This window comes from Paenibacillus terrae, from assembly GCF_005217525.1.
Lineage (GTDB): Bacteria > Bacillota > Bacilli > Paenibacillales > Paenibacillaceae > Paenibacillus > Paenibacillus terrae_C.
Genome location: NZ_PNXQ01000016.1, coordinates 445667 through 462212, shown reverse-complemented (window position 1 = coordinate 462212; position 16546 = coordinate 445667). Strand labels below are relative to the sequence as shown.

The following is a 16546-nucleotide window of genomic DNA, read 5'->3' as shown; positions in this document are numbered from 1 at the left end:
GAATTTGAATGGAGATGACTATTTTTGGATTGAAAAATACACTAGACAACGTGACCCTGCTGATGTTAAAAGATGATCTGATAAACCATAGGATTACATAATATATATTATGTTAGTTAAACTAGATTTATGAGTCCTATTAATGTATTCAAATGACAACAAGTAGAATCTGCAAGTGGATCACTCTAATCAAAGTGTCCGCTTGCAGATTAAATTTCACTGACATTCAAAAAAACTTATTTTAAATTGAGAATATACATGTGCGTCTACATTTCATTTTCCGGGGGAGATTCAATCATCAAGCCTTCGATATGCTTGCGTCCCATAAGCTTCCGTTTTTTGCGGTTTTCCTTGGTTTCTAAAACGATATCCAGATCATAGTCGTCAGGATACAATTCAGTAGCTGCGATGTGAAGGACGAGCCTCTTTTTATTCATGCTCAGCTTTTCTCCTTGGATTAAAACACCTACATTCCCTCGTTCATCCTCGGTTTTGTACACAATTCCAGTCTGATTCAGGTAGCCTACATAAACACTATCGCCAAGGGCAAACGACATAGGTTCGGCAGTGTGTTTTTGTTTCCCCTGTTTTGTGGCTGTGTGCTTTAAAGATGCTCTTTTAGGAGAGAGTTCACTTGTTGTTTTGTGCTTCTCATCTTTAGAAGCTGGGGGGACCACAAACAGTTCCTGTGTGTTCTGAGATGTTCTGCCCGCAGAAATGGCCTGAGAACGCTCGATAATCCGATTCCACATCCCCAGCTTCAAGGCAATGGCGTATGCGTAGCTTTCCCCGGCCTCACCGATTCGGAGACGGTATAATGGTTGTAGCGTTTCGGTATCAAACTCCATTCGGGCATTCTGAAATCCAGGTGTATTTTCGGCAAAATGCTTAATTTCGCTAAAGTGCGTGGTAGCTACTACCGTTGCCTGTCGGCGGTGGAATTCTTCCAGCAGCGCGATAGAGAGGCCCACGCCTTCGCCCGGATCGGTTCCAGATGCCATTTCATCAATCAGGATCAGAGTGGAGTTGCTTGCCGTTTCCAAAATACCGATCATGTTGCGAATATGTGCAGAAAAGGTGCTCAAAGCATGCTCGATGCTTTGTCCGTCTCCGATATCCACCTCGATGTTCTCGAATACAGCCATTCGTGAGCCTTCTGAAACAGGTACCAGCAGTCCGGATTGTACCATCAGAGTTAACAGGCCGACACTTTTGAGGGCCATCGTTTTTCCACCTGTATTGGGTCCGGTAATGATGAGTGAAGAGTAGCCTTCACCGATTGAGAAATCAAGTGGAACCATAGATTTTTCCATCAACGGGTGACGTGCCCCTCGAATGTCTATAATTCCGTCAAGGTTAAGCTCGACAGGCACAGCATCCATCGTCATGGCGTATTTGGCTTTTGCTAATAAAAAGTCGAGTATGCCTACTGTCTCTGTGTTGATGCTCAGCTCCCGGCTGTATGACTCAGCAAGTGCCGTTAGGTCGCCCAGTACCTTCATTGCTTCTTTTGCTTCTTCTGCGATGTTCGCGCTCTGATCGTATTGGAGACTTACAATCTCGGCAGGCTCAATGTAAACCGTTTGTCCACTGCCTGATTCATCCAGCACGTTGCCTTTCACCTGTTTTCGAAACTCTTTTTTGATTGGAAGCACGTAACGACCGCCACGCTGACTGGTCATATGTTCCTGCATGATGGATCGGTGACGGCTGGTGAGAGAATCAAGTTTTCTTTTGATCCGTTCTTCCGTGACTGCTATTTTTTTGCGGATTTTAGCCAGTTCCTTACTGGCGGTGTCCGTCACTTTTCCTGAATAAATACATCTTTCAATTTCAGACAGAAGCGGTTCCATATCATACATGGAAGAAGCATAGGCACTGACGCTTGGAGCGGTATTCGACTTGGAACCCATATATTTTATCAGTTGAACGCAACTTCTGATAAATTGGGCAATGTGAGAAAAATCGCGCTCGCTGAACAAATATCCGATTCCCAGCAAGTGAAGAATGTGTTCCATCCCTTCCAGCGAGGGGATAGGAACACTTGCACCGTGGCGAATGAGCTGGAGGGCTTCCATCGCTTCGTCAAGGCGGATCTTGATCGTACGGATATCTGTAATGGGTTGCATGGAAGCGGCATGGCGCTTACCAAGGTAAGAAAAAGCACATTCGGAAACTCTTGTTTTGATCCGATCATATTCCAAACGCTGCATTGTGGTTTCATTCATGAATAAATCTCTCCTTTAGTGTGTGATTTTAGGATTGTTTAGAGCCTTCTCTGTGAAATAAAAAAAGGGCGGAGAATGAACAAATCGTTCATTCTCCGCCCTGAAGGAAGTAGGGAATTTATCGTCAAATAAGCCTATACTCCAGCTTTTGCAGCTCCAATTTATGCGTCCCCAAATCATCCATGAGTAAACCAATTTGTAAGCTAATTAGCCCATGAATAGGAAGGATATAAAGGAATTTCACAAAATCTGAAAACAAAAAAACCGCGCTGAACACAGCACGGAATAAGGCCTAGAAGAAAATAATCCCTGAGGCGATTTATGATATCTGCATGTTCTTAACTAATGTCAGGGTAAAAACACAATATCAAAAAACCTGTCCCCGGAGGGCACAAGCGCCTGAATGGTCTTCCCTGAATATGAAGTTGCTTAGTTAAGAACGTTCACCGACATCAAAATCTCTCCCTTGATTACAGATATATCAGCACTATACTATCAGTCAGCACCGAAGTCAAGCCTAGCTTCAAATCGTAACAAGAAATAGACTACGTAATAAATATTATGTTAACTAAAAATGTTCCGAGCCCTACAAAATCAGGTTTTGTCTTTAAAATAAGAATGATAATCATTATTACGTATGATCGCACGTTTTTATGACCCGAATCAGGGCAGTGTACTGCTGGGCGCCGATGATATGAGGCAGATGGACCCCGAGGCGCTGTTACGTAAGGTATCTATTTTGTTTCAGGACGTGAATCTGTTTCAGGATACCATTGGGAATAACATTCGATTCGGTAAAAGTGATGCGACGCAGGCACAGATCGAAGCAGCCGGCCGTCAAGCTTGCTGTCACGATTTTATTTTCAAGCTGCCAAACGGGTATGACATCTGGCTAGTTGAGGGCGGCAGTACATTGTCGGGTGGCGAAAAGCAACGGATTTCCATCGCACGGGCCATTCTCAATGATTCGCCGATCGTGTTGCTGGATGAGGCCACCTCTTCGCTTGATCCTGAAAATGAAAAGGAAATTCAGCAAGTGATTGATCCCCTTGTACAAGGCCGAACCGTTATTGCTATTGCTCATCGCCTCGAAACAGTTCGCAATTTAGTCAAATGTTTTTTTGATCAAGGAGAGAACACGATACAGAAAATTAAATCTATTCTACAAATGAATTTACATAATAATTATTATGTTAACTTAAATGTATTTCTTAATAATGAGGATTTGTATCCGATGTACGTTTTAAATCCATAGTGATATAATTACGCGTACATGCCTGAAAAGGAGCGTATGGAACGAAAATGAACTTTCAAGTGGACTTTTTATCTTTTTTTGTAATTCAGGTGGATGGAAAAGAAGGACTGGGCGGTAAGTCCTACAAGCATTACGCTACGATGGATGACTATGATTATGACGAGAGCGATGTTAAGAAATTCCTGGATGGGGAATTTGCCCGCATTAGCAAGCGGAAGGTCGAGAAAAATCCGAGCACAGAGCAGGCACCGACCAAAATTGGCCGCTTTATCGTCGAACCGGAGCATGAACTGAGCAGTAATCCGAATTTCAATATGTTCGCCCGGCTGCGGGCAGCAGAGGATAAGGAGGATTTTAAAAATGCCTGCGACGATCTGGTGCGAATGTATCTGGATACGAGCGCGGTACGCGGCGGAGCGTTGATCATTGTACAGGCTACCTTGAATACACACTCCGATGATCCGTTTATTTTTGTGCTCAAATGTGATTTTGAACCTAAGATTGCCCGGATTACCGAAAGCAGTCTGGTCAGTGAGGTCGAAATGGCCATTTCAGCCCGTAATATGAAATCCATCATGTATCCTTACATGCTGGAGGAGGGGATGAACGATGAGTGGGAGCTTAAAATTCACCAGTCCTCGCATGCCCGGTATTTTGAGGATTTTCTGAAATTTGTGACCTACGAGCAATCCATGCCAGAAATCGTTAATGAGCATGTCATGGGCTTCGTACAGAACTATGTAGAGACGAAATGGCCAGATGCTTCCAATGAGGAAAGACAGCAAGAGGAACGTGATCTGGAGCTGTGGGCGGCCAGTGAAAAACGGGATTTGCAAGGAAAATGGGAACCCCTTCAGGTCGTAGAGGCTGCACAGCATATTGTTGAGCTAAAACCGGAAATTGAAGTTCGCTTCAAGCTGGATGATACGGCTGTACGTGGACTGCTGTCCGACTTTGGGGCCAAGCTGCATATTACGAAGCTGCATGATAGATACGCGCTTATCATTGAAGGCGACGCATTTACGTTTGAAAAAGGCTTTTCACCGATTGAGCTGCTTCAACCGGAATCGTTCGAAACGGTGGCTGAGCGCTTGAAAGAGAAACGCCAGCAAGAAGATGAGTTTGCCGATGGCGATACACCGCCTTGGTAATCTGAATAAACTGTTTACGATAAGCTGAACTCCTTATATGAAATAATCAAAGGGCCTCTCAACGGTATTTTCGCCGCTGTTGGAGGCCCTTTTTGTCTACAATTTCAGTTTGTTCATCTACAAGTTGAGTTTACTGATTTGATCTTTCAGCTTGTCCGCAGATTGATGCAGCCCTTGACGTTCCTTGTCATTCAGTGGAAGATCTAAAATTTCGCGTACACCGTTGTGATCTACGATACTCGGAACACCTAGATAAACGTCAGACACTCCGTTATAGTCTTCCAGCAAAGTGGACACATTAAGTACCGACCCTTCGTCCCCCAGAATGGCGGCTACGATCCGGTCGAGAGCCAGTCCGATGGCGTAAGAAGTCGCGCCTTTGGCATCTATAATTTCATAGGCTGCATTTTTGGTACTTTCAAAAATCTCATTTTTCGTTTCTTCGCCCAGCTCCAATGGAGTTCCTGCGATGTTGGCCGTGCTCCATACAGGCAGCTCGGAATCGCCATGTTCTCCAATAATATGGGCGTGGATGCTGCGAGGATCAATGCCCTTTTGCTTACCAATCAAATAACGGAAGCGTGCGCTGTCCAGCAGCGTACCCGAACCGATAACTCTGCTCGAAGGCCAGCCACTACGTTTCCAGGAGATGTAGGAGAGAATATCCACTGGATTGGTTGCGATCAGCAAAATGCCGTGTGTGTTTACCTTGACGATATTATCAATAATGCTTTCAAAAATTTCGGCATTACGCTTGAGCAGATCAATGCGTGTTTCTCCCGGTTTTTGTGATGCGCCCGCTGTAACAATGATGATATCCGCATCACGGCAGTCTTCATAATCACCCGCCCACACTTTGACACCGCCGAGAAAGGGAAGCCCATGATTCATATCGAGCATTTCCCCCTGCGCCTTTTTGACATTAACGTCAATAAAGACAAGTTCTGACATGCGTTGGCGTAGCAGGAGGGTGTAACCGGTCGTTGTACCGACCGCTCCCATGCCGACAATGGCCACTCTGCTTCGTTTGTAAGGTTTTAAGCTCATAAAATCCTCATCTCCTTCTCGGGTTGTATACCTTTTCATTTTTAATAATACAAAATTTATCTTTCCAACCTAGTTTACCGTATATGTGCCCTCCACTGCAAAGAAATATGACATTTCTCCTTGACTTCAAACAGGGGCTGGCTAATAATTAATCGGATGACAGGGACACACACTAAAGCGTTGCAGTAGCAATATTCGCTAGGACATTATGGAAAGAGGATTATGATTATGGACTTATTTCGAAAAAAGACAGGGTTGCTCCCGCATGAGGAGAATGGAACGACGAGTCACTTGAAGAGAACGATGGGCGCCTTCGATCTGACTATGCTGGGTGTAGGATGTATCATCGGTACCGGGATTTTTGTGATCACAGGCAAGGCAGCAGCGGAAAATGCGGGTCCAGGCCTGATGATCTCCTTTGTTATTGCAGGAATTGCCTGCGTGCTGGCAGCCCTGTGCTATGCGGAGCTTTCATCTACGGTTCCCGCTGCTGGCAGCGCTTATGCGTATAGCTATATTGTGTTTGGGGAAATTCTGGCCTGGGTGCTGGGTTGGGACTTAATTCTGGAATACGGGGTGGCGGCCGCCTCAGTGAGCAGTGGCTGGTCTGCTTATTTTCAAGGTTTGCTGGCTGGGTTTGATTTACATTTACCACTGGCTTTAACCGCAGCCTTTGATTCAGCCAAGGGAACCATTATTGACCTGCCTGCTGTGTGTATTATTATGTTGATCACACTGCTGCTGAGTCTCGGAGCCAAGGAAACGGTCCGATTTAATTTCGTTATGGTTTGTGTCAAAGTCGGAGTCGTGCTGCTGTTTATCGGAATCGGAATTTTTTATGTTAAGCCTGCTAACTGGACACCGTTTCTCCCCTATGGTTTTTCCGGTGTTTTGAGTGCCGCGGCAATCGTATTTTTTGCTTACTTGGGTTTCGATGCCATTTCAACGGCAGCAGAGGAGGTACGTAATCCGCAGCGGAATATGCCAATTGGTATTATTTCCTCGCTTGCGATTTGTACGGTGCTGTATATTGCGGTTTCGGTTGTACTTACCGGAATGGTGCCTTATACGCAGTTAGGGGTAAATGATCCTGTTGCGTTTGCTTTACGCTTTATCCATCAGGATTTCGCGGCAGGATTGATTTCTGTCGGTGCGATTGCCGGGATGACCACGGTTTTGCTCGTACTATTGTATGGTCAGACACGGTTAATTTTCTCGATGTCGCGTGACGGTTTGTTACCGGTATTTTTATCTAAAATCAATTCCAAAACTCAAACACCAATCCGAAGCACTTGGCTGGTCGGAAGCATCATCGCATTGGCTAGTGGATTTTTTCCATTACATGCATTGACGAACCTGACGAGTATCGGAACCCTGTTCGCTTTTGCTGTCGTATCGGTTGGAGTGATCGTTCTGCGGAAGAGACGTCCGGATTTGAAAAGAGGCTTTACCGTACCATGGGTCCCGTTGCTCCCGCTTTTGAGTGCCCTGGTTTGCGTCGGTTTGATGCTTCAGCTTCATATCAGCACGTGGATTGGATTTATCGTTTGGCTTCTGCTGGGTCTACTGATTTATATCTTCTATGGATATCACAAAAGTTTGTTAAACCGTAAATCCTAATTTGTCTGAATGCTAAAAAGCCGGCATCCTGCACTTACGTGGAGGGTGGCCGGTTTTTTTGTATGAGTGCGCGAAAAGTGTCACATAAGGTCGTTTATGGTATAATTCTGTTTCAGATAAGCTTGTGGCACGGGATTACCGCATGCCATCGAGGGGGGATCTTTATATGAAACTGCGCTGGCGTGCGCTCCTGGGGGGAGTATTGCTGCTGACAGGTATCCTGCTGGCTAGCTGTTCTTCCGAACCCGCAGAAACCGTAACCAAACCTCCGGTTGAGGAACCGGATGACCAGGGACAAACGATAACTATAAATCCACCAATGACGCCGAAGGTGGGCGATCCCAATGCCAAATATGTAGTTCAGACACGAATAGCTGATTTCCATCTGATTGATGATACCAAAGGTTTCGTTTGGGGAGTTACTCGTAATGAGCTTCGACTCTATTATACGCATGATGGTGGATATACCTGGAATAATATTTCTCCTTCCGAAAACGTTCAATTTCAAGACAAGCTTGAATATGGGAAGGATATTAGCTTTACCGATTCCCAGCATGGATGGGTTGTCCGTCAAAATCTGGACAAAACCGCAACCGTCATCCTCAGAACCGCTGATGGGGGACAGAGCTGGGATATTTCAGCGCTCCCAAGCGGGGAGCATGTGAGCTCGATACAATATGTAAATCCGTCTACCGGATGGATTATGGCGTCTACAAACCTGAATGAGCAGAATCAACAAAAGTTGTTGTATCATACCACTGATGGAGGAGCCACATGGAAGAAAGTTGCGCAAAGTTCTGGCTTGTCATCCAATGAGTCAAGCTCGGGCCTGCCCGATCAGGGCAGCATGGCGGGAATGAGCTTTGATGGCAACAAGCAGGGTTTTGTTGCAATTAATCTGGATAGCAGTGTTAAGCTTTATAAGACTTCGAATCAAGGGAAGACTTGGACCCCGGTAGCCAGCAAGATACAGGGTTGTCCGCAAGCAAAAGCCGAAGCTCCGCAGTCTTTTAAAGGAAATAGTTCCTCGTATTGGATTCCTCTTCTCTGTTATTTAGACAGCGGTACAAAGTATAGCGGACTGTTTACTGCTGATGCAGGCATGCAATGGAACCATGTGTCTTTGGGGCTGCTCAGTAATAGAAACACCGTTATTCCCGGCCGTACTTTTCTAAATGATAAGGAAGGGTGGATCGTAACCCCAGCGGGAATAACGCGAACGATGGACGGGGGCAAGACGTGGACAACCCTTACTGGCAGCAAAGTATTGCCATCGAAGCTTAAGGATTACCCTCGATCAGTCAAGCTCCGTTTCGCTTCTTCTACGGTAGGGTGGCTGCTTCTGGAACGTCTGGATGATAAGAAATCATTGTTGCTGAAAACGACGGATGGCGGTGCCAACTGGAGGATCCTATAACCTTCACCAGGGTGATTGTCCTGTGCTTTTCCCTGTATCTGCACGTCCTCAAAAGGCCATGCAGATACAGCGAAGAGACACAGGGCGTTTTATTTTTTAAGATTTTAAATTTTATACGACAATATGTGAAAAAAATCACAATATACTGGATGAGCCACTGTTATACTGAACCTGTAAACAACGATAGGAGTGATAATCATGAGAGCGAATCAGGATCAAATGTTAACCCAATACTACCTTCAGTTTTGTTACACTTGCCAGGATGCCTACGGCTGCACGACTGAAGAGGATTGTAAGCAGTGTGCAGAGCGTTACGCCGAAGCAGAAGAAAATGAAGTTTTGAATGAGACACAACGTTATCTCCAGCTTGTACATGTATAAACAGATGTATCATACTGATATCGCCATAAGTTGAGCCTCCCGGACCATTCCGCGGAGGCTCTTGGCGTTCTTGAGGGTTGCTATCAAATTTGGGCAGGAACATACATATACTATTACAGAAAGCTTAGGTCATGTGAGGATGCCCGGCCGGTTCCCTGTGGAATGCCTGGCGGAGAGGAGTGCGGTGTATGGGATTTGAGTCATTATGGATGTTCGATTGGCTGGGTACGGTACTGCCCGTTTTTTTCGTAGTCGTGTTGGGTATTGTCGTACTGTCTGCGGGGAAGGAAGTCATGGAATGGAGCCGGAATAAAAAGCAGCCTGTATTGACGGTCGGTTCCCGAATTACGGCCAGAAGGACACATCTCCAACAGAGGCGACAGGAGGAGCAAGGGACTCGTACCTATACTTTCTATTATGTAACCTTCGAGGTAGAGAGCGGCGACCGGATGGAATTCAAGGTAAGCGGGGAAGAATATGGTCAATGTGCCGAGGGGGATGAGGGGCGTCTTACCTTTCAGGGTACACGGTACATCGGGTTCCAGCGTCTCAATCGCTATAGCTTGGAACAGGTTAAAATGTAGACAGAAGCTTATTCCCCCTTTATTCATGGGCATCCCCCTGCAATACAACAGGCCAGGGGGGATGTTCTTGTTTCTTGTGCAGCACATTTTGGTACATATATACTAGGGAAGTGTATAGAGGAGGAATAAGCATGTCATTTGAGGGACAAGTTGTTATCGTTACAGGTGCGGCACATGGGATCGGAAGAGAGATCGCTTTGGCCTACGCTGGCAAGGGTGCCAAGGTTGTATTTGCCGATCACAATGAGGAAGTAGGGGCAGCTGTTGCGGCTGCGGCACGGAATGAAGGGCATCAGGCGATCTTTGTTCCCTGTGATGTGCGTAAGGAAGAAGATATTGTTGCGCTGATCCGTGCCACGGAAGAAGAATATGGCACCATTCATACGCTGATTAACAATGCAGGCGTGTCCAAATGGAAATCTCCATATGAGTTAACGGTTGCGGAATGGGACGACATTTTGAATACGAATGTACGCAGTTGCTTTATAGCCACACGAGAAGCGGCCAAGGTGATGAAACGTAACCCGGAAGGTGGCTCTGTGGTCAATATGACTTCGACACGGGCTTTTATGTCAGAACCGGATACAGAAGCCTATGCAGCATCCAAAGGAGCCATTGCAGCCCTTACACACGCGATGGCCATATCGCTAGGAAAGGATGGGATTCGGGTCAACTGTATTAGCCCGGGTTGGATTGAGACAGGGGATTACGGGCAACTACGCCCCGAAGACCATCAGCAGCATCCATCCGGCCGAGTGGGAACTCCTGCCGACATCGCGCGGGCGTGTCTGTATTTGACCCAGTCCGGCAACGACTTTGTTACAGGCACAAATCTGGTTGTAGATGGCGGTATGACGCGAAAAATGATTTATGAGCCCTGACAATCAGGCTGAACATGGGCGACTTAATTTTCATATAAGGATACGTTGCTGCAGGATAGTCCCGAATTTCGGGGCTATTTTTTTCGCTCACGCTGTCACCCATTGGGCATTTGTACCATACGATACGATATATGATTGAGTAGCAAGGAGGAGAGACGTTGGCTGTTATTAATGTCAACTCAGAGGATGTAAGGACACTCGCCCGGCTTATGCGGGCAGAGGCTGAAGGAGAAGGAGAGCAGGGAATGCTCATGGTCGGCAATGTCGGAGTAAATCGGATTTTGGCCAATTGCCTGGATTTTCAGGGTATTCGCCTCATGAATGACATGGTGTTTCAAAGTCCCGGCGGATTTGAAGCTACCCAAAAGGGGTACTTTTATCAAAGAGCCCGTGACCGTGACATTCGTCTTGCCCGGCGTGTCATTAATGGGGAAAAGATTCGCCCGGCTTCGAATGCATTGTGGTTTTTCAGACCTTCCGGGGACTGTCCGGATACCTGGTATAACCAGACTAACACCGGCCGTTACAAAGCGCATTGCTTCTTTAGCCCGACTGTACAGGATTGTCCTGCCGTCTATTAAAGCGTAACAAATGAGTTTGGATGATTTAAAACCATTTTAGGAGGAATTAACATGATTACACAGCAAGCTTACCGTCCTGTCTCTTATCCTGCTGGCGGCGGGTACCCCGAATGGCCTAGGTTGGCTCCAATGGGAACCATGCAGCCCATGAGCGGCTTTCCCCCTCATGTCAATAGTGGTAGCGCAATGACACCGACTGGTACAGTGGTGCAGACTCAGACTCCACAATTTGAGCAATCTTATATTGAAAATATTTTGCGTCTGAATCTGGGCAAAACGGGTACTTTTTATATGACCTATGAAAATAACCGGGAATGGAACGCAAAAATTTTCAAGGGTATTTTGGAAGCGGCTGGTCGTGACCACATTATTATCAGTGATCCTTCTACCGGAAGACGCACCATTCTACTTATGGTAAACCTGGACTATGCTACTTTTGATGAGCCTTTGCTGTATCAATATCCCGGCGTCATCGGGAATCCGGGTACATCCCCGGTTCGCTGATGCCTTCATATATATTAAAATACATCCGCTGCCTGATGGCAGGGGATGTATTTTGTTTATAAACTTTCTCAAATATAGTTGCTTCCTTTGTGGTGAGAGGCGAAAAATGAAGCTTTCTGACCTAAATGCTAGGGAAAACCGATTTTTCTGACATTGCTTGTGGTTTGACTGTATAGAGTATAGTTATATAATTGAATATAAGCTGATGAAGATTTAATCAATCATGCGGAATAAGGCTTTTGGAAGCCGGAAGGAGTGAACGTGTTGGGAAATTGACGCTGCTAATGATGTGTTATCGTTCTGTCTATGATGAAACTATCCGAAGGAGGTGCGCCTGTCTGCCGTAATGACGGCTGACGGGGAGCATATTGAGTGACCCTTTACCGAGTATGTTTAACTTAATTATTGTTTTTGCATTAGTATTATTAAACGGTTTTTTTGTATCTGCAGAATTTGCAATGGTTAAAGTCAGAAGTAGCCGTATTGAAACATTGGTAGAGGCGGGTAACAAAAAAGCCGTATATGCCGCGAATATGTTACACAATTTGGACGCCTATCTGTCTGCCTGCCAGTTGGGCATTACACTGGCTTCGCTGGGACTCGGGTGGATCGGAGAGCCGGCCATTGCACATTTGATCGAACCTGTATTTACCGCCGCCGGGCTAGGACCGGTATATGTACATGGTACTGCCGTGGTCATTGCATTTATTGTAATTACGATTCTGCATATTGTGCTGGGGGAGTTGGCTCCCAAAACGATAGCCATTCGTAAATCTGAAACCATTACGCTGTATTCGGCCATGCTGATGACTTGGTTTTACAAGCTGATGTATCCATTCATATGGGCGTTGAATGGCATGGCGAACAGCCTGCTGCGTTTATTCCGTCTGGAGCCGGTATCTGAATATGACGATTCCGCGCATACGGGGGATGAAATACGCATTCTGATGAAGGAAAGTAATAAGAGCGGACTAATTGATAATACGGAATTGGCGCTTGTTGATAATATATTTGATTTTACCGACACGACCGCCAGGGAAATCATGATTCCGCGTACCGAGATGATCTGTTTGTACAGCAATGAGTCCACAGAGGAAAATCTCGCGATTGCGACGGAAAGCATGAGAACGCGTTATCCAATCTGTGCCGAGGACAAGGACCATATTATCGGCTTTATCCATATTAAGGATCTTCTGCGGGCGAACAAACTGGATACCCGTACGATGATCCGCCCGATTCTTGCCGTTCCTGAATCTACACAAATTAGCGATTTGCTCAAACGCATGCAGCGTAGCAAGACACAAATTGCGATTCTGATTGATGAGTACGGAGGTACTTCGGGTATGGTGACACTGGAGGATATTATGGAAGAGATCGTTGGTGAGATTCAGGATGAGTTTGATCAGGAGCGTCCGGGTTGTGAGCAGATTAATGACGAGGAATTTTCCATTGACGGTATGCTGTTAATTGATGAAGTGAATGATCGCTTTGGATTGAATCTGGATCATGAGGATTATGATACAGTAGGGGGCTGGCTGTACTCGCATGTTGAGATTATCCCGCCACAGCCGGGTCAGTCTGTAGAATTTGAAGGTTGTCAGTTCGTTGTAGAAGAAATCGAGAACAAGCGAATTTCGCGTATTCGGCTGTTGAAGCAGCCGATTCTTATGGAGGAAGCCGGAGTCTCGTAAATCAGGATTCACCGGACAGAAAAGTAGACATTCTATAATTAAATCATCCTTGAAGCGACCCATGAACGATAGAGGGTCGCTTTTTTGATTTTGACTTCTTTACACATAAGACACGAATTGATATGATGTTTGTATTATTGTAAACCTACTATATACCTATTGGGTTGACAATTAAAAAAGGCAATTTATCCTGGATAAACATATCTGTTTAGATGCTTATTTAAATTAGGGAGGTATGAAGTATGAATTGGTCCAATGAGGTTACGGATTGGGACTCGCTGGCAGAAAAAGCGATCCACGGCAGCAATGTGACGCTGAAAGAAGGATTGGCGGTGCTGGGAGCGGACAATGAGGAAATCTTACCGATTATGCAAGCTGCATTCCGTGTGCGTCATCATTTCTACGGTAAAAAGGTAAAGCTCAACATGATTATGAATGCCAAAAGCGGCCTGTGTCCGGAGGATTGCGGCTATTGTTCACAATCGATCGTATCCACGGCACCTGTCAGTAAATACAGTATGCTGGACAAGGAGTCTCTGCTGGCCGGAGCCCGTGAAGCGTTAGCAAGGAAAGCAGGTACATATTGTATCGTAGCTTCCGGCAAGGGCCCAACGAATCGAGAGCTGGATCAGGTAATTGAGGCGGTACAGGAAATTACCAGTACGATGCCACTTAAAATTTGTGCATGCCTGGGGATTCTCAAAGGAGATCAGGCCCGCCGGTTGGCAGAGGCAGGAGTCCATCGTTACAATCACAATTTAAATACGAGCAAGGCCAACTATCCGTCCATTACAACCACACATACATACGACCAACGTGTTGAAACGGTTAAAATGGCTCATTCTCACGGGATGTCACCCTGCTCCGGCGTGATTATCGGAATGGGGGAAACGAATGAGGAAATCGTCCAGATGGGTTATGCTTTACGAGAACTCGGTGCCGACTCCATTCCGGTTAACTTTCTGAATCCGATCCCCGGAACCCCGCTGGAAGGAGCAAAGCGCACATCTCCGATCAGAGCATTAAAGATACTGGCGCTGTTTCGGTTCATTTGTCCATCCAAGGAAATTCGTGTTGCAGGCGGAAGGGAGCTGAATTTAGGGACACTACAGCCCTTATCCCTGTATGCAGCCAATTCGATTTTCGTAGGAGATTATTTAACGACAGATGGACAAGAAGTCACAGCCGATCATCAAATGATTGAAGATCTGGGGTTTGAAATTGAGATGTGTGCCCTTTCAGCCGTATAATAGGAATTGTACAAACTTGGAAGGGAGCGTTGAACGATGAGTGAAAAGGTATTTATTAGTCCGGGTAAATATGTGCAAGGGAAAAATGTGCTTGATAAAACGGGTGAATATGTCAAGCCATTAGGTCATACTGCTCTGGTTATTGCTGACAAGCTGGTATGGGGTATCGCAGCCGACCGGGTAGTGAAAAGTCTGGAACAAGCGGGGCTTGCTTCGGTAAAGGTGGAGTTTCAAGGGGAAGCGTCCAAAAATGAAGTGAACCGTATTGCTGATCAGGGACGAAGCGGGCATGTCGATATTGTCATTGGTGTAGGCGGCGGCAAGACGCTGGATACCGCCAAGGCGGTTAATGAGGTGCTAGGTTCCTCGGTTGTGATTATTCCAACGACAGCTTCCACGGATGCTCCAACCAGTGCGCTATCTGTCTTGTACACGGATGAGGGTGCATTTGATACGTATTCATTTTTTAGTAAAAATCCAAGTTTGATCCTAGTCGACACGAAGGTTATTTCCCAAGCACCGCCATTGTTCCTCTCTTCTGGCATTGCGGATGCGATGGCAACATGGATTGAAGCTCGTGCGGTTATCGAGGCTCGGGCTACAACGATGGCTGGTGGCTTGCCAACCTTGGCAGCCGAAGCGATTGCGGCCAAGTGCGAAGAGGTTCTATTCGATTACGGACTGCAAGCTTATGAATCCGTGAAGCGCAAAGTGGTTACACCTGCGCTTGAAGCAGTAGTGGAAGCTAATACGCTGCTGAGTGGGCTAGGATTCGAAAGTGGTGGCTTGGCAGGCGCACATGCGATACACAACGGTTTTACCGTGCTGGAAGGGGATATTCATCATCTGACGCATGGTCAGAAGGTGGCTTTCGGCACCTTGGTACAGCTTGCGTTGGAAAAAAGACCTTTGGCCGAGGTGGAACGGTATATCGATTTTTATCTGAAGCTGGATCTGCCCGTCACACTGGAGGATGTCAAGCTTCAGGAAGCCTCCCGCGAGGATCTGTACCGTGTAGCTCAGGCGGCGACGAAGGAAGGCGAAACCGCTCACAACCTGCCATTTGCTGTAACGGCGGGCGATGTGTTGGATGCGATTTTAGCCGCTGACCAGTATTCCCTTGCTTACAAAGCTAAAATTGGACATAAGAATTAACACCAATACAATATGAAATACACGAAGAGGTCGCTAATAAGCGGCCTTTTTCCATTATTTAACTTGCAGCTTATGTTATGATTTTTACAGTACATAAATGAGCATTTTGCAACAATTCCAAGAGCGATTTCAAATCAGCAATATAGAGATCGAAACGGTTTAGTTCGTCTATCAAGCGTTGGGAATCGAATGATGCAAAATGCTGAATTAGGAAATGTCGGAAGTATATCTACGGCTACCCTAAAACTTGAAAGGAGTAGAGCAATGGCAAAATGGAATGTAGAAGATAATGGAACTCAGTATGAAATTGAGTACAAGCGTAGCCTCGGTGGAGGGAAAATTATTGTGAATGGAAGCGTACAGAAGGTTAAAAGCCAGAATGCTTTTTTGAATTTGGTCGATTTCCCCATCAGATTGACGAATAAAGCTGTAAATGTTGTCGTCATTGGTAACAAAGCGGATCTGGCCGTGGATGGCGTATATCTGGGTTCCAATCAGCCTTACGTGCCTGTGGCTAAAGTTCCCGGCTGGAGCTGGGCTTTTGTTGTAGTCAGCTTGGTCATAGGGTGGCTGTTTGCGGGTATCTTTGGTTTGTGTTTTGGGATATTGGGCAGCATGTTTTATGTAAAATCTTCATTATCCATGCACCAATCCACGAATCGAAGAATCATAAGCTGCCTTATTGTCTTTTTAATCATTAGCATAGTACAAATTATCTTTGGAATTACAGTGAATCAGTGGCTTCGTAATTTGTAAAATATCTGTGACATAACCCGTTGAATGAAGAAAAAAGGCTCCTCC

Annotated in this window: 14 protein-coding genes and 1 pseudogene; 13 read left to right on the top strand and 2 right to left on the bottom strand. The window is 45.9% G+C overall.

Annotated features, from left to right (window positions below):
* Positions 1–266 precede the first annotated feature (266 nt).
* Positions 267–2228, bottom strand: coding sequence for an endonuclease MutS2 (locus C1I60_RS19705; RefSeq protein ID WP_137063243.1), 1962 nt, complete (start codon positions 2226–2228; stop codon positions 267–269).
* A 625-nt stretch (positions 2229–2853) separates the two neighbouring features.
* Between C1I60_RS19705 and C1I60_RS19700 the strand changes: the two are divergent.
* Positions 2854–3333, top strand: a pseudogene (locus C1I60_RS19700) (ATP-binding cassette domain-containing protein); the annotation flags it as partial.
* A 197-nt stretch (positions 3334–3530) separates the two neighbouring features.
* A complete protein-coding gene (locus tag C1I60_RS19695; protein WP_137063241.1) occupies positions 3531–4634 on the top strand; it encodes a DUF3900 domain-containing protein in 1104 nt (367 codons plus the stop codon).
* 117 nt (positions 4635–4751) lie between these two features.
* Here C1I60_RS19695 and C1I60_RS19690 read toward each other — a convergent pair whose 3' ends face one another.
* Positions 4752–5681: an L-lactate dehydrogenase gene (locus C1I60_RS19690; protein ID WP_137063240.1), complete on the bottom strand. Its 930-nt coding sequence runs from the start codon at positions 5679–5681 to the stop codon at positions 4752–4754.
* 228 nt (positions 5682–5909) lie between these two features.
* On the opposite strand from C1I60_RS19690, the gene bcaP reads away from it, so the two are divergent.
* The 11 genes from bcaP (at position 5910) to C1I60_RS19635 (ending at position 16501) form a co-directional block, all read left to right on the top strand.
* Entirely contained in the window at positions 5910–7301 is a 1392-nt protein-coding gene (gene bcaP / locus C1I60_RS19685) for a branched-chain amino acid transporter BcaP (protein ID WP_137063239.1), read from the top strand.
* 166 nt (positions 7302–7467) lie between these two features.
* Complete coding sequence (locus C1I60_RS19680) at positions 7468–8718, top strand: WD40/YVTN/BNR-like repeat-containing protein (protein WP_137063238.1); 1251 nt, start codon at positions 7468–7470, stop codon at positions 8716–8718.
* A 198-nt stretch (positions 8719–8916) separates the two neighbouring features.
* Complete coding sequence (locus tag C1I60_RS19675) at positions 8917–9099, top strand: hypothetical protein (protein ID WP_137063237.1); 183 nt, start codon at positions 8917–8919, stop codon at positions 9097–9099.
* A 188-nt stretch (positions 9100–9287) separates the two neighbouring features.
* The gene (locus tag C1I60_RS19670) at positions 9288–9683 is read left to right on the top strand and encodes a DUF2500 domain-containing protein (protein WP_137063236.1); all 396 of its coding nucleotides are present in this window, start codon (positions 9288–9290) and stop codon (positions 9681–9683) included.
* A 131-nt stretch (positions 9684–9814) separates the two neighbouring features.
* Positions 9815–10564, top strand: coding sequence for an SDR family NAD(P)-dependent oxidoreductase (locus tag C1I60_RS19665; RefSeq protein WP_137063235.1), 750 nt, complete (start codon positions 9815–9817; stop codon positions 10562–10564).
* A gap of 158 nt (positions 10565–10722) precedes the next feature.
* Positions 10723–11145, top strand: coding sequence for a cell wall hydrolase (locus C1I60_RS19660; RefSeq protein WP_137063234.1), 423 nt, complete (start codon positions 10723–10725; stop codon positions 11143–11145).
* Between the two features lie 51 nt (positions 11146–11196).
* Positions 11197–11649 (top strand): spore coat protein GerQ, encoded by a 453-nt coding sequence (gene gerQ, locus C1I60_RS19655; RefSeq protein ID WP_137063233.1) that lies wholly within the window; start codon positions 11197–11199, stop codon positions 11647–11649.
* Positions 11650–12038: 389 nt separating this feature from the next.
* Positions 12039–13340, top strand: a complete 1302-nt coding sequence (locus C1I60_RS19650) for a hemolysin family protein (RefSeq protein WP_137063232.1) — start codon at positions 12039–12041, stop codon at positions 13338–13340.
* 242 nt (positions 13341–13582) lie between these two features.
* A complete protein-coding gene (gene bioB, locus C1I60_RS19645; protein WP_137063231.1) occupies positions 13583–14590 on the top strand; it encodes a biotin synthase BioB in 1008 nt (335 codons plus the stop codon).
* A gap of 36 nt (positions 14591–14626) precedes the next feature.
* Positions 14627–15745, top strand: coding sequence for a glycerol dehydrogenase (locus C1I60_RS19640; protein WP_137063230.1), 1119 nt, complete (start codon positions 14627–14629; stop codon positions 15743–15745).
* A gap of 264 nt (positions 15746–16009) precedes the next feature.
* The gene (locus tag C1I60_RS19635; protein ID WP_137063229.1) at positions 16010–16501 is read left to right on the top strand and encodes a hypothetical protein; all 492 of its coding nucleotides are present in this window, start codon (positions 16010–16012) and stop codon (positions 16499–16501) included.
* Positions 16502–16546 lie beyond the last annotated feature (45 nt).